The following is a 21,104-nucleotide window of genomic DNA, read 5'->3' as shown; positions in this document are numbered from 1 at the left end:
CTCTCCCGCCCACTGTGAAAGCCGTGGGACGCGGGTGGGCAATTGCCGAGGATCTCCGGCCCGGAACTGCCCCGAAAGCGCTGGATTGCTAGGCTGAGACCATGGAATACATCGCGGGCTTTCAGAATCTCGTCTTTCTCGCGCTGACGGTGGCCGCCTTCGTCGTCCAACTGTGGGCGTTCATCGACTGCCTCCGCTTCAAGGACGAGAACTACCGTGCCGTGGACAAGCAGAGCAAGAAGTTCTGGGTCATCCTCCTCGGCGTCGGGCTCGCGCTCGCTCTCATCGCCCTGCCTCCGATGGGCATGCGGATGATCTTCCTCAACATCATCGCCCTCGTCGCCGGCATCGTCTACCTCACCGATGTGCGCCCGAAGGTCCGCGCCGTCGACCCCCGCTACCGCAATCGCAACCGCCACCGCTGACGCCGCGTACCAGCTGATCACACTCACCGTATGAGCACAGACCTCAACCTGCCGGGTCCCGAATCCGGCTTCATCGCCACGTTCGGAACCGGCGACCCGCACACCCTCTTCGGCCACGGATTCGCCGGCGCGATCCGCGACACCCGCCCCTTCGGCACCGGCATCACAGGCACCCGCCACTTCCTCCACCTGCCCGGCCACGGCGGTCGGCCCTCACCCGGCCCCGGATGGACCTACCCGCAGATCGCCGACGTCCTCGCCGACGCCGTGAGCACCACCTCGGCGAGCCGGGCAGTGGGGGTCTCGATGTCCGCAGGCGGACTGCTCCACCTGCTGAGCACCGTCCACCCCGTCACCCGCAGCCTCGACAAGGTCGCGCTCGTCCTCCCCGCCTCCTTCACCGGATTCCCCGCCGAGGTGGCCGCCGCCAACCGCTCCTACCTGGAGCGACTGCGTGGTCTGGTTGCGGATGAGGACATCGACGGAATCGTCGAACTCATGCTCTCTCGCGAACCCGCCGAGGTGGCCGACATGCTTCCCGCTCGGGCGTGGACGAAGACGAAGGCGGAGAACCTCGTCGGCACGGACATGTCCGACGGGCTCGGACTCGCCTTGGAGATCGCCGTCGCGGACACCGAGGCGACCGCCGCGAACCTGCGTTCCTTCCCCGGCGACGTCCTCGTGCTCACCCACGAAGACGATCCGGCACATCCGGTCGCCGTCGCCGAGGACATCCACCGGGCGATTCCGACCTCACGGCTCGAGGTGCTTCCCGCCGGATCGATCCTGTGGCGCGGACGTCACGATGTGCGCCGGATCCTCGGCACGTTCTTCGATTAGGCACTGGCTTCGGCTAGTCACCCGACCGCCGTCGTTGGCTAGACTGTCTCCGTGCGCATCTCCGTCCTCTCCCTCCACACCTCGCCCGCCGCCCAACCCGGCCAGGGCGACGCCGGAGGAATGAACGTCTACGTCGACCAGTCCGTGCGCGCGCTCGCCGCGGCCGGACATCGGGTCGACGTGTTCACCGCCGACCCCGGCGGCCTCGACGGCACGGGAAGCGGCCGAGTCGGAGGAACTGCGGGAACCGACGCCGAGGCGGGCATGAGTGCACAGCTGCAGATCACCGACGCCATCACCCTCCACCACCTGCCGGTCGGTGCGACGACGAAGGACGAGCTCGCCGATGCGATCGACGAACTCGCTGAGCTGCTCAATGACCGTCCCGACTTCCGCGCCGCCGACTTCATCTGGGCCCACTATTGGATATCCGCCGAGGCGGCCCTGCGTGCCCACGAGAAGGCCAGCGGCTCCACAGGCACCACCGGTGCAGCGCTCGGGAACGAATTGCAGGTCCGCGCGCCGATCGCGGTGAGCATGCACACGATCGGCGCTGTGAAGAACCGTGATTCGGATACGAGCCACGAACGACCCCAACGGCTCGAGGCCGAAGCGCGCATCGCCGCCGAGGCGGATCTGCTCGTCGCGGCCACCCCTGCCGAACGCCGCGATCTCATCACCGAACTCCAAGCCGAATCCGATTCGGTCGTCGTCGCCCGGCCCGGTGTCGACCATTCGCTCTACACGCCGGATTCGCAGTCGGCGGCGCGCGAACGTCTGGGATTTGCCGACGATGAGGCGATCATCCTCTACGTCGGGCGCATGCAGTTCATCAAAGGCACCGACGTTGCCGTCGACGCCCTGGCTGAACTGCATGAACGCAACCCGCATCTGGCGTCCCGCACCCGCGGAATCCTCCTCGGCGCAGCCTCGGGTGTCGGCGTCGAAGCAGGCGGGGGAGCCGTCCGCCCCTCCTCGACGTATCTGCGGGAGCTGACCACAGCGATCGCAGGCGAACCCAGCGTCGAGGTCCGTCCGCCCGTTCCCTCCCACCTCCTCGTCGACTACTACCGGGCCGCGGACGTGCTCATCGTGCCCTCCCGCAGCGAATCCTTCGGCCTCGTCGCCGCCGAAGCCGCGGCCTCAGGTCTGCCGGCGATCGCCTCGGCGGTGGGAGGACTCCCCGAGATCGTCGAACACGGACATTCGGGACTGCTCATCGCCGACCACAACCCGCACCACTGGGCGACGGCGATCGAAACTCTGCTCAACGACACGGACCTGCGGACCGAACTCGCCGGCCACGCCGCCGACCGTGCCGAACGCTTCGACTGGGGCCGGACCGTCGCGGCAGTCCTCGACGCTCTGCCGGAGCGCTCCTGTGCATCATCACGGCGGTCGGAAGCGCTCGGAGCGTGCTGAGCGACTAGAGTCGGCGGTGAGCATGAGAGCCGATCGAAAGGCGTGAGACCATGAGCACCGACACCGAGGCGATCCTGGCCGGAGTGCGCACCTGGGCCGAGAGCAGCGATGTCCCAGTCGACTCGATCGAGGACTCGGAGATCGTCGTCACTCTGCCGGGGGAGAAGAAGCTCAAGACGAACGTGGCGATCAGCGTCTTCGCTCGCACCGCTCACCTGCAGGCGTTCGTCATCCGTCATCCTGACGAGAACTCGGCCGAATTCAATCGGTGGTTGCTGCAGAAGAACCTCAGACCCGGACCGGTCTCGTTCGCGATCGACAGCCTCGGCGATGTCTATCTGCGGGCGAGCGTGCCGCGTGACCATCTGCTCGATGACCTCGACGAGCTGCTCGGGGCGATGCTGGCCACAGCGGATTCCTCGTTCAACGAACTCCTCCTCATCGGCTTCCTCACCGGGATGAAGAAGGAATGGGCCTGGCGAGTCGGCCGCGGCGAGTCGACGCGCAACCTCTCTGCCTTCGAGAAGGTGCTCAGCGGAGACGACAACGAATTCCTCGGCACCTTCGGTGAGGCCGATGCCGAACCTCCGGCGGTGTCGGCCGATCGAGAGAGCGAAGCGGCTGGGCAGGCAGGTGATGGGGCCGGGCAGGCAGGTGAGGGGGCAGGTGATGGGGCCGGTCAGGCGGGTGAAGGAGCCGGTGAGGAGTCCGTCCCGGGCGCTTCGAAGGGCTCTGTTGACGATCCGAGCCAGGGCCCGCGCCCATGAGTGCGGCCACCTCCAAGCCGGCGAGCGTCGACGAATACATCGCCTCGTTCGACGACGAACGACACCGAGCTTTCCTCACCCGGCTGCGCGAGCTCAGCCGCGTCGCCGCACCGCAGGCCGAGGAGAGCCTCAAATGGGGCAGCCCCGCCTACGCCCTCGGTTCGATCCTGTTCGTGTTCGCCGGGTACAAGAGACACGCGAACGTCGTATTCACTCCCAGCACGAAAGACGCCTTCGCTGATCGTCTGCAGGATTTCGTCACCGGTAAGGGCTCGATCAAACTGCCGTATGACCGAGAGATTCCGACCGAGCTGCTGACCGAGATGATCGTCCACCGGATCCGCGAATTCGAGGTCGACGGAGTGAAGTGGATGTGAGGGCGCTCCAGTGTCAGTCGAGGGGCCGTTTCATTCCCTCGTGGCTGGCGACATAGCCGAGCCGGTCATAGAAGCGCTGAGCACCGGTGCGCGACTTATCGGTGGTGAGCTGAACGAGTCCGGCGCCGAAGCGACGTCCGCACTCGTGAGCCCATTCGAAGACCGCCGTGCCGAGCCCGATGCCCTGAGCCGAGGGGCCGACTCGCACGGCTTCGATCTGCAGTCGGAGCGTACCGCGGCGAGACAGGCTGGGCAGCAGACTCAGCTGCAGGGTCCCGACGACGGTCGAGACGTCGTGAGTCTGGCCTGCTGATCGGGTCTGATCGGCTGACTCGGTCCGGTCGGCGATGTCAACCCGGCCCGCCGGGTCAGCCTGGCCTGCTGATTCGGTGATGGCGACGAGGAGCTGATTGGGGTCGGCGTCGATGAGCCCGAAGGCCCGCGGATAAGGATCCGCCTCCTCGGTGTCGGGGGGCGCAGGGTCGGTGACGGGTGCGGAACCGGCCGCAGCATCGCCCGTATGGTCGACCGTTTGAGCACCGGTCTCGCGGGCGGCTCCGAGCACGTCATCACGCAGCAGCGCGACGAGGGCGGGCACATCGGATTCGGTGGCACGGCGGATGATGAACGTCCTGCCCGCCAGGTCCAGGGTCTCCGGGGCGAATCCGTTGAAGCCTCTGCCCGCGGCTGCCTCAGCGGTCATCGGCCTGCGGCCCCACCGGATGCGGCTCCACCGGATGTGGCTCCGGCGACCGCGGGTTCTTGGCCGGGTGCATCGACCGGCAGTTTTCCGTAGGGACGACGGGCGAACATCGCGGCGAGCAGGGCGCCGGAGACGTTGTGCCACACGCTGAAGACCGCTCCGGGCAGTGCTGCCAGGGGTGAGAAGTACGTGGTGGCCAGGGTCGAGGCCAGTCCGGAGTTCTGCAGCCCGACCTCGAACGACAGCGCACGTCGCGTCGGGGTGTCGAGGCGGCAGGCCGCGGCCACCCCGTATCCGACGCCGAGCCCGAGCACGTTGTGTGTGACGACTGCCAACAGCACGAGCACCCCTGCAGTGGCGATCGACGCGGCCGAGCCGGCGACGACGATGGCCACGATATAGGCGATGGAGATCGAAGCCAGCCACGGCAGCACCGGCGAGATCCTGTCGACGAAGCTCGAGGCGAAGACGCGGACGACGACGCCGACGATGACGGGCACGAGCACGGTCTGGCAGATCGAGACGAACATCGACCAGAACGGCACATCCATATAGGACCCGGCCAGCCACAGAGTCAGCAGTGGAGTGAGGACCGGAGCGAGCAGAGTCGACAGGGTCGTGATCGACACCGACAGCGCCGTATCGCCCTTGGCCAGATAGGTCACGACGTTCGACGCAGTGCCGCCGGGAGCACAGCCGACGAGGATGACTCCGACGGCGATCTCGGGCGGAAGCGAGTAGATGGTCACGACGAAGAGGCCGAGCAGCGGCATCGCCACGAACTGGGTGACGACGCCGAGCGCGGCGATCCACGGCCGCTTCGCGATGCGAGCGAAGTCCGGGAGAGTCAGGGTCAGCCCCATGAAGAACATGACCACACCGAGCGCCCACGTGATCGACGGCGCCAAAGGCGTGAAGGCATCCGGCAGCAGAAACCCGAGCACCCCGGCGATGACGACGAGGACGGGCAGAGCCGTGACGGCGATGATCGAACTGCGATCGGCTGCGGGAGCGGCAGCGCTTCCGGAAGCCTGGTGTGCTGGCGTGCGTGACATGTGTCCAGGCTACTCCGCGCATTTTGTCATTCGAGACACATGCCCAGAAGCTGAGACTCCGCGAGCTGGTCGGGACAATGTCGCCGACGGGCGGCGGCGACCTCATCTGAACAGTCATGCCAAAATGGGGCCATGACGTATAACCTCATCCTGCTGCGCCACGGCGAGAGCGAATGGAACCAGAAGAATCTGTTCACCGGATGGGTCGACGTGACCCTGACCGACAAGGGCCGTGCCGAAGGCCAGCGCGCTGGTGAGCTCCTGCGCGAGGTGGACCTCATCCCCGATGTCGTCTTCACCTCACGACTCAAGCGCGCGATCCTCACCGCGAACATCGCCCTCGAAGCCGCCGACCTGTCCTGGCTCGACGTCCATCGCAGCTGGCGCCTCAACGAGCGCCACTACGGTGCACTGCAGGGCAAGAACAAGAAGGAGATCCGCGACGAATTCGGCGAAGAGCAGTTCATGACCTGGCGCCGGTCCTTCGACACCCCGCCGCCGGCCCTGGCCGACAGCTCGGAGTTCTCGCAGGCCGGCGAGGCCCGCTACTCCAACCTCGGCGACGCGATGCCCCGCACCGAATGCCTCGCCGACGTCATCGACCGTCTGCTTCCCTACTGGTACGACACCCTCGTTCCTGAGCTCACCGTCGGCAAGACCGTGCTCGTGGCCGCCCACGGCAACTCACTGCGCGCCTTGGTCAAGCACCTCGACGGGATCTCCGATGCCGACATCACGGGGCTGAACATCCCCACCGGCATCCCGCTGCACTACGAACTCACCGAGGAATTCACCCCGGTCACCCCAGGAGGCACCTACCTCGACCCTGCGGCGGCCGCAGCGGCCATCGGCCAGGTCGCCAACCAGGGGCGCTGAGGACTCACGCACTGATCGTCTCGGCCTTCCCCGCGATCGCCTTCATCTCCTCGAGCAGAAAGGCGATCGCGGGGGAGGCCGACATCGATTTCCGCCACACCAGCGAGATCGTGCGGGCAATGCTCGGATCATCCAGCGGCACAGCGACGACATCGGACGGCAGATGCGGCCTGCCCAACCGCGGCACCAGCGCCAACGCCCCGACGGCACGCACGAACTCGATCTGCGTGTCGTATTCGATGGCCCAATAGTCGATCCGCGGCTTGCTGTGCAGCTCCTCGAACAGCGCCGTCAGCCACCGATGGCACACGGCATTGCGCGGAGCCGAAACGAACATCTCCCCGAGCAGATCACTGCGGGTCACCTCGGCGCTGGTGGCCAGGCGATGATCGCGATGCATGACGATATCGGCCCGATCCACAGCGACCCGTTCCGAGATCAGGGTCGCCGGCAGGTGGAGTGAGGACGAATCCCAGCCGAAGATGAGGGAAGCGTCGATTCGGCCTGCCGTGACCATCTCGATCAGCTCGTCCGGCTCCTCCTCGATGTTCGTCACGGTCAGTTCCGGCGCCGAGGCGGCCAACCTCGGAAGAGCGGGCACGAGCAGTCCGCGGATCCCCGTCGAGAATCCGCCGACCGTGATCCGTCCCCGCGGCTCACCCGACTGAGCCCGGGCGGCGGTCTCAAGGCTCTCCAGCTCCTCCAGCAGGCCGGCCCCGCGCCGACTGAGTTCCCTGCCCACCGGAGTCAGCGCAATGCCGCGGCCCGTCCGCTCGGTCACCGGAGCGCCGAGGTAGCGCGAGAGCTTCTGCAGCTGATGACTCACCGCCGCCGGCGTATACCCTAAGGACTCGGCTGTCGCCGTGACCGATCCGAGCGAATCGAGGACGACGAGGGTGCGGAGTGCAACAGTATCGATCATCAAATTATCTTAATGAAACAGTGGACAGACTTTCAATGGAATTTTTACGACGTGACTGGAATGCTTGAGTCATGCGCTCGGTCCACTACATGCTCGCCCTCCTCGTCGTCGTTCTCTGGGGCGTCAACTTCATCTTCATCGACTTCGGTCTCCGCGACTGGCCGCCGCTGCTCCTCGTCGCCGCCCGCTTCACCTTCGTCGTGGTGCCGGCGATCTTCTTCGTCCGCTTTCCCCGCGGCTCCTTCGGCCGTATCCTCCTCATCGGCACCTTCATGTCGGCCGGCCAGTTCGGCCTTCTCTACACCTCGATGGCACTCGGTCTGCCAGTCGGCCTGACCTCGATCGTCATCCAGATCCAAGCTGCGTTCACCGTGATCGTCGCAGCCCTCGTGCTGCACGAGATCCCGAGCCGCCGGCAGATCATCGGCATCCTCATCGGTCTCGTCGGTCTGGCCGTCATCGGCCTGAGCCTGCAGGCGTCCGTGCCGATCGTCGCGTTCCTCGTCGCCGTCGGCGCTGCCCTGTCCTGGGCGACGGGCAATGTCATCGCCCGCGGTGTGAAGCCCGGTACGAACGGTGTTCAGATGACCGTGTGGTCGGCTCTCGTCGTCCCGATCCCGATGGTCGCACTGTCGACGCTCATCGACGGACCCGCCGAGGTGGCCCACGCTCTCACGCACCCGACCTGGGGCGTCGTCGCCTCGGTCGTCTACACCGCCGGGCTGGCCTCGCTGGTCGGCTATGTCATCTGGAACTCGCTGCTCGCCCGCTTCCCGGCCTCCCAGGTGGCACCGTTCTCGCTGCTCGTCCCGCCGGTCGGAGTGATCTCCGCCTGGATCGTGCTCGGAGACCGGCCGAGCAGCGCCGAACTCATCGGCGGAGTCCTGCTGCTCCTCGGCGTCGCCGTGACGACCGGAGTGTTCAAGACCCTGGCACGCGGCACACGCAGGCGCCGAAAGGTCGTCGTGAGTCAGACCCGGGAAGAGGTCTCCGCGAACTGACGCCCCGGAAGCCTCCGGCCGGGGGTGCCGCGACCTCAACCGGGACCGTCGGGACCGGAGCTGTGAAGGGCACGGATATGCGAAGCGCCCCGGCACAGCAGTGCCGGGGCGGGTGTGCTTCTTCGCGCTGAGTGCCTACTTCTTCGACAAGTAGGGTTCCCAGTTTCCGGTGAGCAGGTATTCGACCTTCTGCGACACCGACACCGCGTGATCACCGAAGCGCTCGTAGTACCGCGAGAGCAGGGTGACATCGGCGATATGGCGGGGAGCCAGCGAACCGGCCGGAACCTCGGCGAGCTTCGCGAACACGCTCAGATGGAGTTCGTCGAGCTCCTCGTCGATGGCGTTGATCGTCGGGACATCGGACAGGCCGGGATTCGAGAGCAGGCGCTGCGTCGCCTCGGCGATCTTCTCACCGGACTCACCCATCCGCGCGAACGTCGAGTCGAAGACATCGGGGATCGCGGACTCCGGATAGCGGATGCGCACCTGCTGAGCGATGTGACGGGCGAGGTCACCCATCCGCTCGAGCGATGCCGACATCCGCAGCGATCCGATGACAGCGCGCAGATCCGCGGCCACCGGAGCCTGCAGGGCGAGCATCTCAGCCGCCTGCTGATCGAGGGTGAACTGCATATTGTCGATGACGGAGTCGGCCTCGATGACCTGCTCGGCCAGCTCGAGATCATTCGAGTGCAGCGACTGATTGGCCAGGCGGATGGCCTCGAGGACCTTGGTGGACATGCCGACCAGCTGAGTGGCCAGATCGTCCAATTCGTTTCTGAAGACTTCGCGCATGAACTGCGGTTCCCTAACTCTTGATCATGACAATCGGGAGTGACTGTCGGTGGTGCGTGGTGTCGGAGGGGTGCCGGCGCTTCCGGTCCGCGCCCTCAGCGGGGGAAAGCAGAAGGCGAGAACGGCGGGGAACGCAGGCACACAGACGTCAGCATCGCACGATCGAGTGAACGTCTCCAGACGAGAAGGTGAATTCCTCGGCAAATACGGTGGCCAGAAGTGAATTCGGTGCGCCGAGACGGTGGGCAACGCCTAAGCTTGAGGCTGTGGATCTCTTAGTAGTGGCGGTCCTGACCGGCGTCGTCGGCCTGGGCCTGGGTATAGCGGGAATTCTTGCGTTCCGATTCAGCGAACGCTCCCGCGATGCTGCCGATCTGCATTCCGAGGACGACCTGCCCGAAGGCATCGCCGAAGTCCTGGCCGTCCTGCCTTCGGCCGCGATCGTCATCGACGCCGGCGACGACGTCGTCAAAGCCTCCCCGGCCGCATACACATTCGGCCTGGTCAGAGGCCACTCGCTGGCATCGACAGAGATGCTGCGGGTCGTCGGCCGAGTCCGCGCCCGCGGTCTCATCGAGGAGATCGACCTCGAGCAGACACGTGAGAACTCGGAATCCGTGCTCCGCTTCCTCCATGCTCGCGTCGCCCCCTTGGGCACCTCCTTCGTCCTCGTCCTCTGCGACGATCAGACCGAATCCAAACGCGTCGACGCCGTCCGCCGCGACTTCGTCGCCAACGTCTCCCACGAACTCAAGACACCGATCGGGGCGATGGCTCTGCTCGCCGAGGCGGTCACCGACTTCGCCGACGACCCGGCCGCTGTCGAACGCTTCGGTGGGCGGATGCAGCGGGAGTCGAAGAGGCTGACCCAGCTGGTGCAGGAGATCATCGACCTCTCCCGCGTCCAGGACCACGCCGCTCCCGCTTCGACCGAGAAGATCTCCGTCGCCGAGGTGGTCGACGATGCCTCTGACCGTGCCCGAACCGGGGCGGAAGGCAAGAGCATCCATATCGAGGTCTCTCCGCCCAGCGACCTGCTCATCGAAGGCAACTACGAACTGCTCGTCAATGCGGTGCGCAACCTCATCGACAATGCCGTGAACTATTCGCCGGAGGGCACCCGTGTGGGAGTCGGAGTCGATCTCGTCGATGAGCGTATCGAGATCGCCGTGACCGATCAGGGCATCGGCATGACCGCTCAGGACACCGAGCGCGTCTTCGAACGCTTCTACCGGGTGGATCCGGCTCGCTCCCGGATCACCGGAGGTACGGGCCTGGGGCTGAGCATCGTCAAGCACATCGTCGCCACCCACGGCGGTGAAATGCGCGTATGGAGCCAGCTGAACAAGGGGTCGACGTTCACCATCGTGCTCCCGCTGGCCGGAACCGCAGCCGAAGTCTCCGCCGCCGATTCGGCACCGGCCGGGGTCCTCCTCGAACACTCAGCGGACCCGGCAACGACCTCCTCGGTGGACGACGACGGCCACGGAGCCGCAGCGTCCGACGTCGACGGTCCGGCCACCTCGGCGAGAGCGGAGAATGACGATGATGATGTCACCGACGAAGTCGGGGGCGACAGTATCGACGATCCCGCCGGAGATGATGACGGGCCCGCCGGTGATAATGGAGACGGCGGGGCGACCGCCGGCTCACCCAAGAATCTGACCGAAGAAAGCGAACAAAGGAAGCTCACAACGTGACTCGTATTCTGCTTGTCGAGGACGAAGATTCGTTCTCGGACCCACTGTCGTACCTGCTCGGTAAGGAAGGGTACGAGGTGACGGTCGCCGACGACGGGCTCAAGGCTCTGGCGGAGTTCGACCGCACCGGCGCCGATCTGGTCCTGCTCGACCTCATGCTGCCCGGTGCTTCCGGCACCGAGGTCTGCCGTGAGCTGCGGGCGAAATCCAATGTGCCGATCATCATGCTCACGGCCAAGGATTCGGAGATCGACAAGGTCGTGGGGCTCGAGCTCGGCGCCGATGACTATGTGACGAAGCCGTACTCCTCACGTGAGCTGCTGGCTCGTGTGCGGGCGGTGCTGCGACGCAATGTCGAGACCGAGGAATTCGATGATGAAGCCGTGCTCGAGGCCGGGGGAGTGCGCATCGACGTCGAACGCCACGTCGTGGCCGTGCGTGGTGAAGAGCAGTCCATGCCGCTCAAGGAGTTCGAGCTGCTCGAGATCCTCGTGCGCAACTCCGGACGCGTGATGACTCGCGGTCAGCTCATCGACCGGATCTGGGGCGAGGACTACGTCGGCGATACGAAGACGCTCGACGTCCATGTCAAACGTCTGCGTGCGAAGATCGAGGAGAACCCCTCGGAGCCGCGCCTGCTCACGACTGTGCGCGGGCTCGGGTACAAGTTCGAGGCGTGAGGCCGCCGGCCGACGGCGAGTGCTGCCTGCAGGCGATGAAAGCAGCCGGCTGACGCTGAACGCGGCCAGCTGGCGGTGAATGCAACCAGCTGGCGGTGAATGCAGAAAGAGCCGCTCACATGGTGTGAGCGGCTCCTTCTGTGCTCTCGCGAAGGCCTGTGCTCTCGCGAAGCTCTCGCGAAGAACTGTGCTTCCGCGCAGAACCGGTTCCGAACCTTGCTGTGGACCGATCGTCTGATCCTCGAGAGGACCGCTCAGCCGTTGGCTGCTGCGGTTCCTTCAGCGGTGTCGGCATCATCACCGGGCATGTTCGACGGCGACTCGGACGGCGACTCCGACGGCACGTACTCTTCGTAGTACGGCAGAACGTCGGTGAGCAGCTGCGTCTCGAAGACCTTCTCGTCGCTGCCGTTCTTGATCGTGATGTCGACCAGATCGCCGGGCTCGGCCTTGAGACCGTCGACGGTGACGACGTCCTCGGACGAGGTCTCAGGGCTCTTCGGGTCCTGGACGAACGTCTCGCCGGCCTTGACCGATTCACTCACCGTGGTGCCGCCGACCTCGAGGGACACCTTGGCGGTGGACTCACCGCTGTTGATGAGGGTGAAGAACAGCTGAGCCGGGCCCGAGCCCTCTTCGTCCGTGATGAGCAGGAGTCCACGGACTTCGATGTCACCGACAGATCCCGAAGCTCCGTCGCCGCCGTTGTAGATGTATTCGGCAGTCTGATGGGGAGACAGCAGGCTTGCACATCCGCTGACGGGGATAACGAGAGCGAGTGCGGCAACGGCGAGAGCCGCGCGGTTGTGCCGTTTCATTATGCTCCTTGAAGTGGCAATACAAGATCAGTCTGTATACTACCCGGTTTTTGACCCGCTGTAGAACCGGGTGGTCGGTGCAGACAGAGTTCTGCGACGCTCGGGCGCGTCGCGGCTGAAGTTTCGGTGAAGAGCGAACGAAGTCCGGCCCGCGTTGCAATCGGTCGAGGTTCTCTTCGGGTCTGCGTGGCAATGCTCCCTCTCGCCGTCGTTCTCGCTGACAGAGGCGGCAGAGGTGTCGGTCACGGCAAGCTGGAGAGCGGATCCGGCGTGCGGCGGAGGCGGAGCCTAGCATGAAGATTCGCCGCCCTGAACGATTTCTGTGGCGAGCCTCATGGTAAACTGGGATTCCGCGAAAGGGGTTTGAAGAGAATATGAGTTTCCAGGTCGGCGACACTGTTGTCTATCCACATCACGGTGCAGCGACAATCCAAGAAATCAAGAAACGAGCCATCAAAGGTGAGGAGAAGCTGTATCTCAAGCTCCAGGTCGCACACGGCGATCTCGTGATCGAGGTCCCGGCAGAGAACTGCGATCTGGTCGGTGTGCGAGATGTCGTCGGTGAAGAAGGCGTTGAGAAAGTCTTCAATGTCCTGCGTGCCGAATTCGTCGAAGAGCCCGCGAACTGGTCCCGCCGGTACAAGGCCAACGTTGAGAAGCTGCAGTCCGGTGACGTCATCAAGGTCGCCGAGGTCGTCCGCGATCTGTGGCGTCGCGAACAGGACCGCGGCCTGTCGACCGGAGAGAAGCGGATGCTGTCGAAGGCTCGCCAGATCCTCGTCTCCGAACTCGCCCTGGCCGAGAAGAAGGAAGAGTCCGAGGCAGAAGCTCTGCTGGACGAAGTGCTCGCATCCTGAGCACCTGTGTCATCATCCCGGCCGCAGGGTCGGGATCACGTCTGGGGCGCAGTGAGCCGAAGGCTTTCGTCCGTGTGAGCGGACGGACACTTCTGGCTCGCAGCCTCGAGACGATCATCTCCTCGGGAGTCGCCTCCACAATCGTGGTGGCCGCTCCCGAGGAGTTTATTTTGCACGCACGCGAAGAAATCGCAGATGTGGCCGCAAAGACGAAATGCGAAATTTCAATGACATCTGTAGCAGGTGGAAGAGATCGCGTTTCCTCAGTGCAAACAGCCTTGAAACATATCGGTGCCGCGGAATTCGTCCTCGTCCATGATGCCGCGAGGTGTCTGACCCCGCCCGATGTGTTCACACGAGTGATCGCCGCGCTGCACTCCGGCGCCGAGGCGGTCGTACCGGTTCTGCCGATGATCGACACCGTCCGACGGACCGTCGCTGACCCGATTGATGCCGCCCGAGGCGCCGTCGCCGACCCAGTGGCGGGGGCGGAACCCGTTTCCAATGGGATTGTCTGGTCGATCCACAGCGGTTCTGACGCCGAGACCGCCGTGGATCGACCAGACAATCCGGTTCCTGCGGGGGCTGTGGACGCAGGAACCCGTGCAGTGGTGCGAGGAGACCTCGAGCGGGCCGAACTGCGACGAGTCCAGACTCCGCAAGGGTTCCGCAGCGAGGTGCTCCTGCGGGCCTACGAGCAGTCTGCGATCGGTGGCGCGGACCCGACCGGTGGCGTCGCATCGCCGGGTGGTGTGGGAGCGACTGACGACGCGGGGCTGGTCGAACGCCTCGGCATCGACGTCGTCGCTGTCGACGGTGACGAAGAAGCGCTCAAGATCACCTATCCGCTGGACCTCGTCCTCGCAGAGCGGCTCGTTCGGTTGCGCGAGCAAGGAACAAATCAGATCATTCCCCGCACCGGCATCGGCGTCGACGTCCACGCCTTCTCGTCCGATCCCGCACGCGAACTCTGGGTCGCGGGGCTGCTGTGGCCGGGGCAGCCCGGGCTCGAAGGGCATTCGGACTCCGATGTGGCCGCCCACGCTTGCTGCGATGCACTGTTCTCAGCTGCGGGGCTCGGCGACCTCGGTGAGCACTTCGGCGTCGACCGTCCGGAATTCGCCGGGGCCTCGGGCGCGGTCCTACTCGCCGAGGCGGCCCGCATCGTCCGCGAAGCAGGCTTCGAGATCGGCAACATATCCGTCCAGGTGATCGGCAACCGACCGAATATCGGCACTCGCCGTACCGACGCCCAGCACGCTCTGACGGCCGCAGTCGGAGCGCCGGTGTCAGTATCCGGCACCACCTCCGACGGTCTCGGCCTGACCGGTCGGGGAGAGGGAATCGCCGCCACCGCCACGGCACTGATCCACTCGAGATGAGCCGGAAGAACTCGCAATGAGAATCCTCTTCCAAGGAGCCGGTGCCATCGGCATCGCCGGGGCCGCGATCTTCACCGATGCTCATGAGGTCGCCGTCGTCTCCCGCTCGGCCGGCGCCGACGGGCGGGCGGCCTTTCCACGACGGGTGAGCGCCCTCGACCCGACGGATTCCGGTCGGACTGGAGTCGGGCACGGCAGCTGGTCGGTGACTTCAGTGGCCGCGACTCGGCGGGTGACGATCACAGACTGGGCCGAGGCAGCCGCTGCGGGAAGCTGGGATCTCACTGTGCTCACGACCCGTCCCAGCGATCTCGACCCCGCAGTGGCCACATCGATTCGGAACATCTCACCGGCGTTCATCGCGATCACGAGCCAGGTCGACGGCGACCTCGAGCGGGCACGTGCCGAATTTCCCGGCACCGAGGTGGTCGTGTTCGGGCCCGCGTTCCTCTCCGAACGGCTGGACGCCGGTGTGCCGCTGGGCTCTCGGAATGCGGCTGAGAACAAGAACCGGACCGACGATCGCGAAGACGCAGCCGGCCGGACGAACAAGCCGGGGCGAGAGGTGAGATTCTGGGCGCCTGCCGGTGCGCCGCGGTTCCTCGTCGCTGGGCAGCACGCCACTGTGCGTTCGCTTGCCCGCAGGCTGGGTCGGCTCATCCTGCCTGTGCCGATGGATGCCGTGCTGCTGCCACCGGCGGTGTTCATTCCCTTCGTCGCCGAGCTGACTGTCCGCGGTGGGAACTGGGCGGCCCTGAAGTCACATCTCAGCCGACCGGCAGAGGCCGCCGGTGAAGCGATGCGCGCCGAGCTCGGCGCGCCGATGCCCGTGTTCGTGTCTGCCGCTCGGGCAGTGCTCGACACCCTGGAACGGATCGTGCCGATCGATGTCACGAGCTACGCGGGCAGGCACTTCGCCCGGCATGTGGGTCAGACCCGGGATATGCTCACGGGCTGGGCCGAATCCGCGGACTCCGCGCACGCTCTGCGCGAGCTCCTTGCCGCGTTGGACGACAGCGACGTGTCGGGAGCCGCTTCAGCTGAAGAACGGACGCAGAGCGCCACCTCAACTGAAGATGGGAAGCCGAGTGCCGCCTCGGCGACGGTGAACGGAGGGGTCAGGTCCGTGCGGCGGGGTGGCGCTTCGTGACGACGAGGCCGACGAGGTAGAGCGCGACGACGAAGATGAGGGTCCCGACGATCTGGAAGCGCACGGACGCGACGGTCAGGCCGAGCCCGATGATCACGGCGATTCCGGCCAAGGTGACATACGACAGCCACGGGTAGCCCCACATGCGCAGGGGCAGGGACCGGCCGGCCGCCTCGGCGCGACGACGCAGCACGATCTGCGAAACGAGGGTCGCGACCCACGTGACGATCAGTGTCGAGCCGACGATGTTGAGCAGGACTCCGAGGACCTCGGCGGCCCAGAAATAGTTGAGCCCGACCGCGACGAAACCGAACGCCGAGGTGGCCAGCACCGCGGGCACGGGCACGCCGCGACGATTGGTGCGGCCGAGTCCGCGCGGAAGCATGGACCGCTGCGACATCGAGAACGACATCCGCGACGCTCCGTAGATGTTCGCGTTCATCGACGACAGCAGCGCGATGACGATGACCGCGGCCAGCAGCGAGGCGATGAACGGCAGCCCAGCGGTTTCGAGCACAGCCACGAACGGGGACTCCGCCAGACGCTCATCCGTCCACGGCAGGACGAGGACGATGACCGCCACCGACCCGATGTAGAGGAACAGGATGCGCCATACGATCGTCTTGATCGCCTGGCTGACGCTGCGTTCGGGATTCGCGGTCTCAGCCGCGGCGACGGCAACGATCTCGATCCCGCCGAAAGCGAAGGCGACGACGAGCAGACCGGCGGCGATGCCGGAGATGCCGGTCGGCATGAATCCGTCGGAGAAGATCTGCGCGGGCGGTTCGGCCGGGGTCCATCCGAACAGATACGCGGCCCCGAGGACGACGAAGAGGACGACGAAGACGACCTTGATGAGAGAGAACCAGAACTCGAACTCACCGAAGCTGCCGGAGGTGGTGAGGTTGATGGCCGTGAAGATGAGCATGATCACCAGGGCGATGACCCACTGCGGGACCGCCGGAATATAGGCGGCTGCGATCTGTGCGGCGGCAGTGGCCTCGGCCGCGACGACGAGACACAGCTGGACCCACCACAGAGCACCCACCGCGAAGGCCGCTGCCGGGCCCATGGCCTTGCCTGCATAGTGGGAGAATGCACCCGGGTTCGGATCGGCGGCGACGAGTTCGCCCAGCGCCCTCATGACGAAGATGACGATGAGGCCCGCGACGACATAGGAGACGAGGACGGCGGGACCTGCCGCCTGCACTCCGGCGCCGGAGCCGACGAAGAGACCGGCGCCGATTGCCGAGCCGAGACTCATCATCACCAAGTGGCGGGGCTTCATCCCGACTTTGAGGCCATCGGACGTGGTGGCGGAAGCCGAGGCCGACGCTGACTCGGCGGGCTGCGAAGACTGTGATTCAGGCACCAGACGAGTCTATCCGTCGGGGCCGGAAAGCGCAGACGCGGGTCGCGGACCCGTATGGGTCGCGACCCGCGTCTGCGAGCTGCGGTCGGTCAGAGGCTGATCGGCGGCCGGCCCTGACGCGAGCTGCGTCGGGGCCGGCGAGCCGAATCAGTGGCCGCGCTTGATCCAGTCCTCGAGGGCCGGACTCTCGGCACCGATCGACGTCGAGTCACCATGTCCGGTGAGCACGACGGTCGCCTCGGGCAGCGGGAACAGCACATCGCGGATCGATTCGATGATCGTCTCGAAGCTCGAGTACGAACGCCCCGTGGCTCCGGGGCCGCCGTTGAACAGGGTGTCTCCGGAGAACAGCACCGGTCCGACTGCGCGACCGGCGCCCGCCGATGCGGGAACCGGCAGACCGGTCTCGACGAAGAAGCACGTCGAACCGGGGGAGTGGCCCGGTGTGTGCAGAGCCTTGAGCTTGACTCCGCCGACGGTCCAGGTGTCGCCGTGGGCGATCTGTCCGTCGGGACGGTAGTTCTCATAGGTCATATCCCACAGCACATAGTCATCGGGATTGAGGTACACGGTGGGGTTGCCCACCCGCTGGGCGAAGTCGCGGACGACTCCGACATGGTCGTCATGACCGTGCGTGAGCAGAATGGCCTTGACGTCTCTGGATCCGACCGCCTCGGCGATCGCATCGACATTATGGGCCGGGTCGATGACGATGACCTCGGAATCATCGCCGATGATCCACACGTTGTTGTCGACGTTGTGCGTCTCTCCATCCAGGGAGAACGTCCCTGATGTGACGAGATGCTCAATAGCAGTCATTACAGTTCCACCACCGATCGTAGGACTCGGCCTTCGGCCATCTTCTCAAAAGCGGATTCGACATCGCCGATGCCGATGCGTTCGGACACGAACTTCTCGAGCGGGAAGCGCCCCTGCTGGTAGAGGTCGACGAGCATCGGGAAGTCGCGGTCGGGCAGGCAGTCGCCGTACCACGAGGACTTGAGCCTGCCGCCGCGGCCGAAGACGTCGAGCAGCGGAACGCTCAGCTCCATCTCCGGGGTCGGCACGCCGACGAGGACGACGGTGCCTGCGAGGTCACGGCCGTAGAAGGCCTGCCGCCAGGTGGCAGGAATGCCGACGGCGTCGATGACGACGTCGGCGCCGAAGCCGCCGGTGCGCTCCTGGATGGCGGCGACGACCTCGTCCTCGCTCATGCCCTTCGTCGATACCGTGTGCGTGGCGCCGAAGTCGCTGGCCCAGTCGAGCTTCTTCTCGTCGATGTCGAGGGCGATGATCGTGTTCGCCCCGGCCAGAGCCGAACCGGCGATCGCAGCGCAGCCGACGCCGCCGGCACCGATCACGGCCACGGACTTGCCGCGGGTGACCTCGCCGGTGTTGATGGCCGCACCGATCCCAGCCATCATTCCGCAGCCGAGCAGACCCACGACTGCCGGGTCCGCCTCGGGGACCTTGGTGCACTGACCGGCGGCGACCAGGGTCTTCTCGGCGAACGAGCCGATGCCCAGAGCTGCCTCGAGCTCGGTGCCGTCGGTCAAGGTCATCTTCTGCGAAGCATTGTGGGTGTCGAAGCAGTACCAGGGCTCGCCGCGCTTACAGGCACGGCAGTCGCCGCAGATCGCGCGCCAGTTGAGGATGACGAAATCCCCGACCTCGACCTCGGTGACTCCAGCGCCCACCTCGGAGACGACTCCGGCGGACTCGTGGCCGAGCAGGAACGGGTAGTCATCGCTGATTCCGCCTTCGCGGTAGTGGAAGTCCGTGTGGCAGACGCCGCACGACTTCACATCGACGACGACCTCGCCCGGCCCCGGATCGGGGATGACGATGTCAGTGAGTTCGACGGGAGCTCCCTTGCTCCGGGAGATCACGCCCTTGACAGTCTGTGGCATTGCGCCTCCTAGTGTTCTTCTGCGACCTCGCCCGGAACCGGTCCGGAGGAGAGGCCGCTGCCTCGGCGAGTGCCGAAGGCGCTGAGATGTTCCGGACAGCCCTACCCTAACCAGGCGCGACGGTTCCGACCAGCGGCGTTCGACAGGTGGGCACAAACTCGGCTGTCCATATGGTGGTATGTCTCACGATGTGGTTTACTGTTGCTCGGCAAATTTCCAACGGTGACCTGAGCCACAAGGGTGAGCAGGGGCCATGCCATACTGCAGAGGAGGAGTCATGGCAGGCGAATGGAAACGCACAAAATCCATTGAACAGAGCATCCGTGACACACAGGATCCAGAACATCAGCTGAAGAAGAACCTCGGCGCCCTCGACCTCGTCATCTTCGGAGTCGGCGTCTGCATCGGGGCCGGAATCTTCGTCCTCACCGGGCAGGCCGCAGCGACGAACGCCGGACCCGGCATCGCGCTCTCGTTCCTCATCGCCGGAGTGGCCTGCGGGCTCGCGGCACTGTGCTACGCAGAGTTCGCCTCGACCGTGCCGGTGGCCGGCAGCGCCTACACATTCACATTCGCCACGATGGGCGAGCTGCTCGCGTGGATCATCGGCTGGGACCTCATCCTCGAGTTCACCGTCGGATCGGCCGCACTGGCCACGTCGTTCAGCCAATACCTCGCCGTCGTCCTCGACGGCACACCGCTGGCGATCCCCGAAGCCATCGCCACGGCCGAGAACGGGTGGATCAACCTGCCGGCAGGACTGCTCGTCCTCGGACTCACGGTCGTGCTCGTCACCGGCATCAAACTCTCGAGCCGAATCAACATCATCGTCACCATCCTCAAAGTCCTCGTCGTCCTCGCCGTCATCATCGTCGGCCTCTTCTTCGTCAAGGTCTCGAACTGGGTGCCCTTCATCCCACCGGCCGAGGAGCCTGCCGACACCGGCGGATCGATGCTGCACCTGCCCATCGTGCAGGGGCTCTTCGGTCTCGAGCCGAGCGTCTTCGGCGTCGGCGGAATCTTCGCCGCGGCCGCCATGGTCTTCTTCGCCTTCATCGGCTTCGACGTCGTGGCGACGACTGCTGAGGAGACGAAGAACCCGCAGAAGAACCTGCCCATCGGCATCTTCGGCTCACTGGCGATCGTCACCGGCCTCTACATCGCCGTCTCGCTCGTCATCACCGGCATGCAGAACTACAAGGACATCGACCCCGAGGACGGTGCGCCGCTGGCGACGGCGTTCGTCAACGTCGGTCTGCCCGTGATGGGCAGCCTCATCGCGATCGGCGCCTGCATCGGCCTCATCGTCGTCTGCATGATCCTGTTCATGGGGCAGACCCGCGTCGGGTTCTCGATGGCTCGGGACGGTCTGCTGCCGCAGTGGCTGGCGAAGACGAACCCGAAATACGGCACGCCGTACCGGTTCACCATCATCACCGGCGTGATCATCGCGGTCATCGCCGCGTTCGTGCCTCTGTCCACGCTGGCCGAGCTCGTCAACATCGGTACGCTCTCGGCCTTCGTGCTCGTATCGATCGGCGTCATCGTGCTGCGTCGCACTCGCCCCGAGCTCGAGCGTCCGTTCAAGGTCCCGTTCGTCCCGGCGCTGCCGATCATCTCCGCGGTCATCTGCTTCTACCTCATGCTCAACCTCAATATGGACACGTGGATCCGCTTCATCGTGTGGTTGGGCATCGGCCTCGTCGTGTACTTCGCCTACTCCCGCAAGCACAGCAGGCTCAACGCCCCCGCCGAGGCGGTCGTGAACTGACCCCCACCCTCGCCGGGGATGTCGCGAGGTCGTGGTCGGCCACCTCGGTGAGGGTGGGGCTGGGACCCGGGGGTCGCCTCGGTGAGGGTGAGGCCGGGAACGAGAAGGGCGGTCCGCTCCCTGTCAGCAGGGAACGGACCGCCTTCGTTATGTCAGCGGAGAGGGCGCGGAGCTCGCTCCTCGTCGGGGTGCTTGCGCAGGTGCAGCATCGCTGCTCCCAGGCCGCCCCAGACGGTGACCATGGCGATGATCATCATGATGATGGCTGATGTGCCCAT

The 21,104-nt window shown here is 65.6% G+C and carries 22 protein-coding genes; 13 read left to right on the top strand and 9 right to left on the bottom strand.

Annotated features, from left to right (window positions below; translation table 11 throughout):
• Nucleotides 1–101 precede the first annotated feature (101 nt).
• From EB835_RS06180 to EB835_RS06160, 5 genes are read left to right on the top strand one after another with little or no spacing between them, the layout of a single operon-like run.
• The gene (locus tag EB835_RS06180; protein WP_135808590.1) at nucleotides 102–425 is read left to right on the top strand and encodes a DUF2516 family protein; all 324 of its coding nucleotides are present in this window, start codon (nucleotides 102–104) and stop codon (nucleotides 423–425) included.
• A 30-nt stretch (nucleotides 426–455) separates the two neighbouring features.
• On the top strand, nucleotides 456–1,265 hold the full coding sequence (locus EB835_RS06175; RefSeq protein ID WP_135808589.1) for an alpha/beta fold hydrolase: 810 nt from the start codon (nucleotides 456–458) through the stop codon (nucleotides 1,263–1,265).
• A 51-nt stretch (nucleotides 1,266–1,316) separates the two neighbouring features.
• Entirely contained in the window at nucleotides 1,317–2,687 is a 1,371-nt protein-coding gene (locus tag EB835_RS06170) for a glycosyltransferase (protein WP_240688578.1), read from the top strand.
• 50 nt (nucleotides 2,688–2,737) lie between these two features.
• Nucleotides 2,738–3,454: a YbjN domain-containing protein gene (locus EB835_RS06165; protein WP_240688577.1), complete on the top strand. Its 717-nt coding sequence runs from the start codon at nucleotides 2,738–2,740 to the stop codon at nucleotides 3,452–3,454.
• Nucleotides 3,451–3,831, top strand: coding sequence for an iron chaperone (locus tag EB835_RS06160; RefSeq protein ID WP_135808588.1), 381 nt, complete (start codon nucleotides 3,451–3,453; stop codon nucleotides 3,829–3,831). The genes EB835_RS06165 and EB835_RS06160 overlap by 4 nt, the downstream gene beginning before the upstream one ends.
• A 13-nt stretch (nucleotides 3,832–3,844) precedes the next feature.
• On the opposite strand, the gene EB835_RS06155 is transcribed toward EB835_RS06160, so the two are convergent.
• Both EB835_RS06155 and EB835_RS06150 read right to left on the bottom strand, forming a co-directional pair.
• Nucleotides 3,845–4,534 (bottom strand): GNAT family N-acetyltransferase, encoded by a 690-nt coding sequence (locus EB835_RS06155; protein WP_135808587.1) that lies wholly within the window; start codon nucleotides 4,532–4,534, stop codon nucleotides 3,845–3,847.
• Entirely contained in the window at nucleotides 4,531–5,589 is a 1,059-nt protein-coding gene (locus EB835_RS06150; protein WP_240688576.1) for a bile acid:sodium symporter family protein, read from the bottom strand. The genes EB835_RS06155 and EB835_RS06150 overlap by 4 nt, the downstream gene beginning before the upstream one ends.
• A gap of 132 nt (nucleotides 5,590–5,721) precedes the next feature.
• On the opposite strand from EB835_RS06150, the gene EB835_RS06145 reads away from it, so the two are divergent.
• Nucleotides 5,722–6,465 (top strand): phosphoglyceromutase, encoded by a 744-nt coding sequence (locus EB835_RS06145; RefSeq protein ID WP_135808586.1) that lies wholly within the window; start codon nucleotides 5,722–5,724, stop codon nucleotides 6,463–6,465.
• A 4-nt stretch (nucleotides 6,466–6,469) separates the two neighbouring features.
• Here the strand turns inward: EB835_RS06145 and EB835_RS06140 are convergent, their stop codons facing one another.
• The gene (locus EB835_RS06140; protein ID WP_135808585.1) at nucleotides 6,470–7,387 is read right to left on the bottom strand and encodes a LysR family transcriptional regulator; all 918 of its coding nucleotides are present in this window, start codon (nucleotides 7,385–7,387) and stop codon (nucleotides 6,470–6,472) included.
• 71 nt (nucleotides 7,388–7,458) lie between these two features.
• On the opposite strand from EB835_RS06140, the gene EB835_RS06135 reads away from it, so the two are divergent.
• The gene (locus EB835_RS06135) at nucleotides 7,459–8,388 is read left to right on the top strand and encodes an EamA family transporter (protein ID WP_135808584.1); all 930 of its coding nucleotides are present in this window, start codon (nucleotides 7,459–7,461) and stop codon (nucleotides 8,386–8,388) included.
• 135 nt (nucleotides 8,389–8,523) lie between these two features.
• Here the strand turns inward: EB835_RS06135 and phoU are convergent, their stop codons facing one another.
• The gene (gene phoU / locus EB835_RS06130) at nucleotides 8,524–9,186 is read right to left on the bottom strand and encodes a phosphate signaling complex protein PhoU (RefSeq protein WP_135808583.1); all 663 of its coding nucleotides are present in this window, start codon (nucleotides 9,184–9,186) and stop codon (nucleotides 8,524–8,526) included.
• A 266-nt stretch (nucleotides 9,187–9,452) separates the two neighbouring features.
• Here phoU and EB835_RS06125 point away from each other — a divergent pair, with 266 nt between their 5' ends.
• Both EB835_RS06125 and EB835_RS06120 read left to right on the top strand, forming a co-directional pair.
• Nucleotides 9,453–10,886, top strand: a complete 1,434-nt coding sequence (locus tag EB835_RS06125; RefSeq protein ID WP_240688575.1) for a sensor histidine kinase — start codon at nucleotides 9,453–9,455, stop codon at nucleotides 10,884–10,886.
• The gene (locus tag EB835_RS06120) at nucleotides 10,883–11,566 is read left to right on the top strand and encodes a response regulator transcription factor (RefSeq protein WP_135808582.1); all 684 of its coding nucleotides are present in this window, start codon (nucleotides 10,883–10,885) and stop codon (nucleotides 11,564–11,566) included. The genes EB835_RS06125 and EB835_RS06120 overlap by 4 nt, the downstream gene beginning before the upstream one ends.
• A 254-nt stretch (nucleotides 11,567–11,820) precedes the next feature.
• Here EB835_RS06120 and EB835_RS06115 read toward each other — a convergent pair whose 3' ends face one another.
• Nucleotides 11,821–12,384: a hypothetical protein gene (locus EB835_RS06115; protein ID WP_135808581.1), complete on the bottom strand. Its 564-nt coding sequence runs from the start codon at nucleotides 12,382–12,384 to the stop codon at nucleotides 11,821–11,823.
• A 374-nt stretch (nucleotides 12,385–12,758) separates the two neighbouring features.
• Between EB835_RS06115 and EB835_RS20550 the strand changes: the two genes are divergently transcribed.
• From EB835_RS20550 to EB835_RS06100, 3 genes are read left to right on the top strand one after another with little or no spacing between them, the layout of a single operon-like run.
• Nucleotides 12,759–13,241: a CarD family transcriptional regulator gene (locus EB835_RS20550; RefSeq protein WP_025779034.1), complete on the top strand. Its 483-nt coding sequence runs from the start codon at nucleotides 12,759–12,761 to the stop codon at nucleotides 13,239–13,241.
• Complete coding sequence (gene ispF / locus EB835_RS20250; RefSeq protein WP_240688589.1) at nucleotides 13,235–14,623, top strand: 2-C-methyl-D-erythritol 2,4-cyclodiphosphate synthase; 1,389 nt, start codon at nucleotides 13,235–13,237, stop codon at nucleotides 14,621–14,623. The genes EB835_RS20550 and ispF overlap by 7 nt, the downstream gene beginning before the upstream one ends.
• A gap of 16 nt (nucleotides 14,624–14,639) precedes the next feature.
• The gene (locus EB835_RS06100) at nucleotides 14,640–15,773 is read left to right on the top strand and encodes a hypothetical protein (RefSeq protein WP_135808580.1); all 1,134 of its coding nucleotides are present in this window, start codon (nucleotides 14,640–14,642) and stop codon (nucleotides 15,771–15,773) included.
• On the opposite strand, the gene EB835_RS06095 is transcribed toward EB835_RS06100, so the two are convergent.
• The 3 genes from EB835_RS06095 to EB835_RS06085 form a co-directional block, all read right to left on the bottom strand.
• Nucleotides 15,742–17,145, bottom strand: coding sequence for an amino acid permease (locus EB835_RS06095; RefSeq protein WP_240688574.1), 1,404 nt, complete (start codon nucleotides 17,143–17,145; stop codon nucleotides 15,742–15,744). The two genes, EB835_RS06100 and EB835_RS06095, sit on opposite strands and share 32 nt — an antisense overlap.
• Before the next feature lie 147 nt (nucleotides 17,146–17,292).
• Nucleotides 17,293–17,964 carry an MBL fold metallo-hydrolase gene (locus tag EB835_RS06090; RefSeq protein ID WP_135808579.1) on the bottom strand — a complete coding sequence of 224 codons (672 nt, stop codon included), beginning with the start codon at nucleotides 17,962–17,964 and terminating at the stop codon, nucleotides 17,293–17,295.
• On the bottom strand, nucleotides 17,964–19,055 hold the full coding sequence (locus EB835_RS06085; RefSeq protein WP_135808578.1) for an S-(hydroxymethyl)mycothiol dehydrogenase: 1,092 nt from the start codon (nucleotides 19,053–19,055) through the stop codon (nucleotides 17,964–17,966). Before EB835_RS06085 ends, EB835_RS06090 begins: the two co-directional genes overlap by 1 nt.
• A gap of 277 nt (nucleotides 19,056–19,332) precedes the next feature.
• Here EB835_RS06085 and EB835_RS06080 point away from each other — a divergent pair, with 277 nt between their 5' ends.
• Nucleotides 19,333–20,826 (top strand): amino acid permease, encoded by a 1,494-nt coding sequence (locus tag EB835_RS06080; protein ID WP_168216641.1) that lies wholly within the window; start codon nucleotides 19,333–19,335, stop codon nucleotides 20,824–20,826.
• Between the two features lie 152 nt (nucleotides 20,827–20,978).
• Here the strand turns inward: EB835_RS06080 and EB835_RS06075 are convergent, their stop codons facing one another.
• Nucleotides 20,979–21,104: a methionine/alanine import family NSS transporter small subunit gene (locus EB835_RS06075; RefSeq protein ID WP_135808576.1), complete on the bottom strand. Its 126-nt coding sequence runs from the start codon at nucleotides 21,102–21,104 to the stop codon at nucleotides 20,979–20,981.

Source organism: Brevibacterium sp. S22 (assembly GCF_004745485.1).
In the GTDB taxonomy this organism is placed as follows: domain Bacteria; phylum Actinomycetota; class Actinomycetes; order Actinomycetales; family Brevibacteriaceae; genus Brevibacterium.
This window is presented reverse-complemented; position numbering and strand designations above follow the sequence as displayed.

Bases quoted from the DNA above. Each gene is read 5' to 3' on its own strand.
- EB835_RS06180 (WP_135808590.1), top strand. From the start codon at position 102: ATGGAATACATCGCGGGCTTTCAGAATCTCGTCTTTCTCGCGCTGACG.
- EB835_RS06175 (WP_135808589.1), top strand. From the start codon at position 456: ATGAGCACAGACCTCAACCTGCCGGGTCCCGAATCCGGCTTCATCGCC.
- EB835_RS06165 (WP_240688577.1), top strand. From the start codon at position 2,738: ATGAGCACCGACACCGAGGCGATCCTGGCCGGAGTGCGCACCTGGGCC.
- EB835_RS06160 (WP_135808588.1), top strand. From the start codon at position 3,451: ATGAGTGCGGCCACCTCCAAGCCGGCGAGCGTCGACGAATACATCGCC.
- EB835_RS06155 (WP_135808587.1), bottom strand. From the start codon at position 4,534: ATGACCGCTGAGGCAGCCGCGGGCAGAGGCTTCAACGGATTCGCCCCG.
- EB835_RS06150 (WP_240688576.1), bottom strand. From the start codon at position 5,589: ATGTCACGCACGCCAGCACACCAGGCTTCCGGAAGCGCTGCCGCTCCC.
- EB835_RS06145 (WP_135808586.1), top strand. From the start codon at position 5,722: ATGACGTATAACCTCATCCTGCTGCGCCACGGCGAGAGCGAATGGAAC.
- EB835_RS06140 (WP_135808585.1), bottom strand. From the start codon at position 7,387: ATGATCGATACTGTTGCACTCCGCACCCTCGTCGTCCTCGATTCGCTC.
- EB835_RS06135 (WP_135808584.1), top strand. From the start codon at position 7,459: ATGCGCTCGGTCCACTACATGCTCGCCCTCCTCGTCGTCGTTCTCTGG.
- phoU (WP_135808583.1), bottom strand. From the start codon at position 9,186: ATGCGCGAAGTCTTCAGAAACGAATTGGACGATCTGGCCACTCAGCTG.
- EB835_RS06115 (WP_135808581.1), bottom strand. From the start codon at position 12,384: ATGAAACGGCACAACCGCGCGGCTCTCGCCGTTGCCGCACTCGCTCTC.
- EB835_RS20550 (WP_025779034.1), top strand. From the start codon at position 12,759: ATGAGTTTCCAGGTCGGCGACACTGTTGTCTATCCACATCACGGTGCA.
- EB835_RS06100 (WP_135808580.1), top strand. From the start codon at position 14,640: ATGAGAATCCTCTTCCAAGGAGCCGGTGCCATCGGCATCGCCGGGGCC.
- EB835_RS06090 (WP_135808579.1), bottom strand. From the start codon at position 17,964: ATGACTGCTATTGAGCATCTCGTCACATCAGGGACGTTCTCCCTGGAT.
- EB835_RS06085 (WP_135808578.1), bottom strand. From the start codon at position 19,055: ATGCCACAGACTGTCAAGGGCGTGATCTCCCGGAGCAAGGGAGCTCCC.
- EB835_RS06080 (WP_168216641.1), top strand. From the start codon at position 19,333: ATGGCAGGCGAATGGAAACGCACAAAATCCATTGAACAGAGCATCCGT.
- EB835_RS06075 (WP_135808576.1), bottom strand. From the start codon at position 21,104: ATGGGCACATCAGCCATCATCATGATGATCATCGCCATGGTCACCGTC.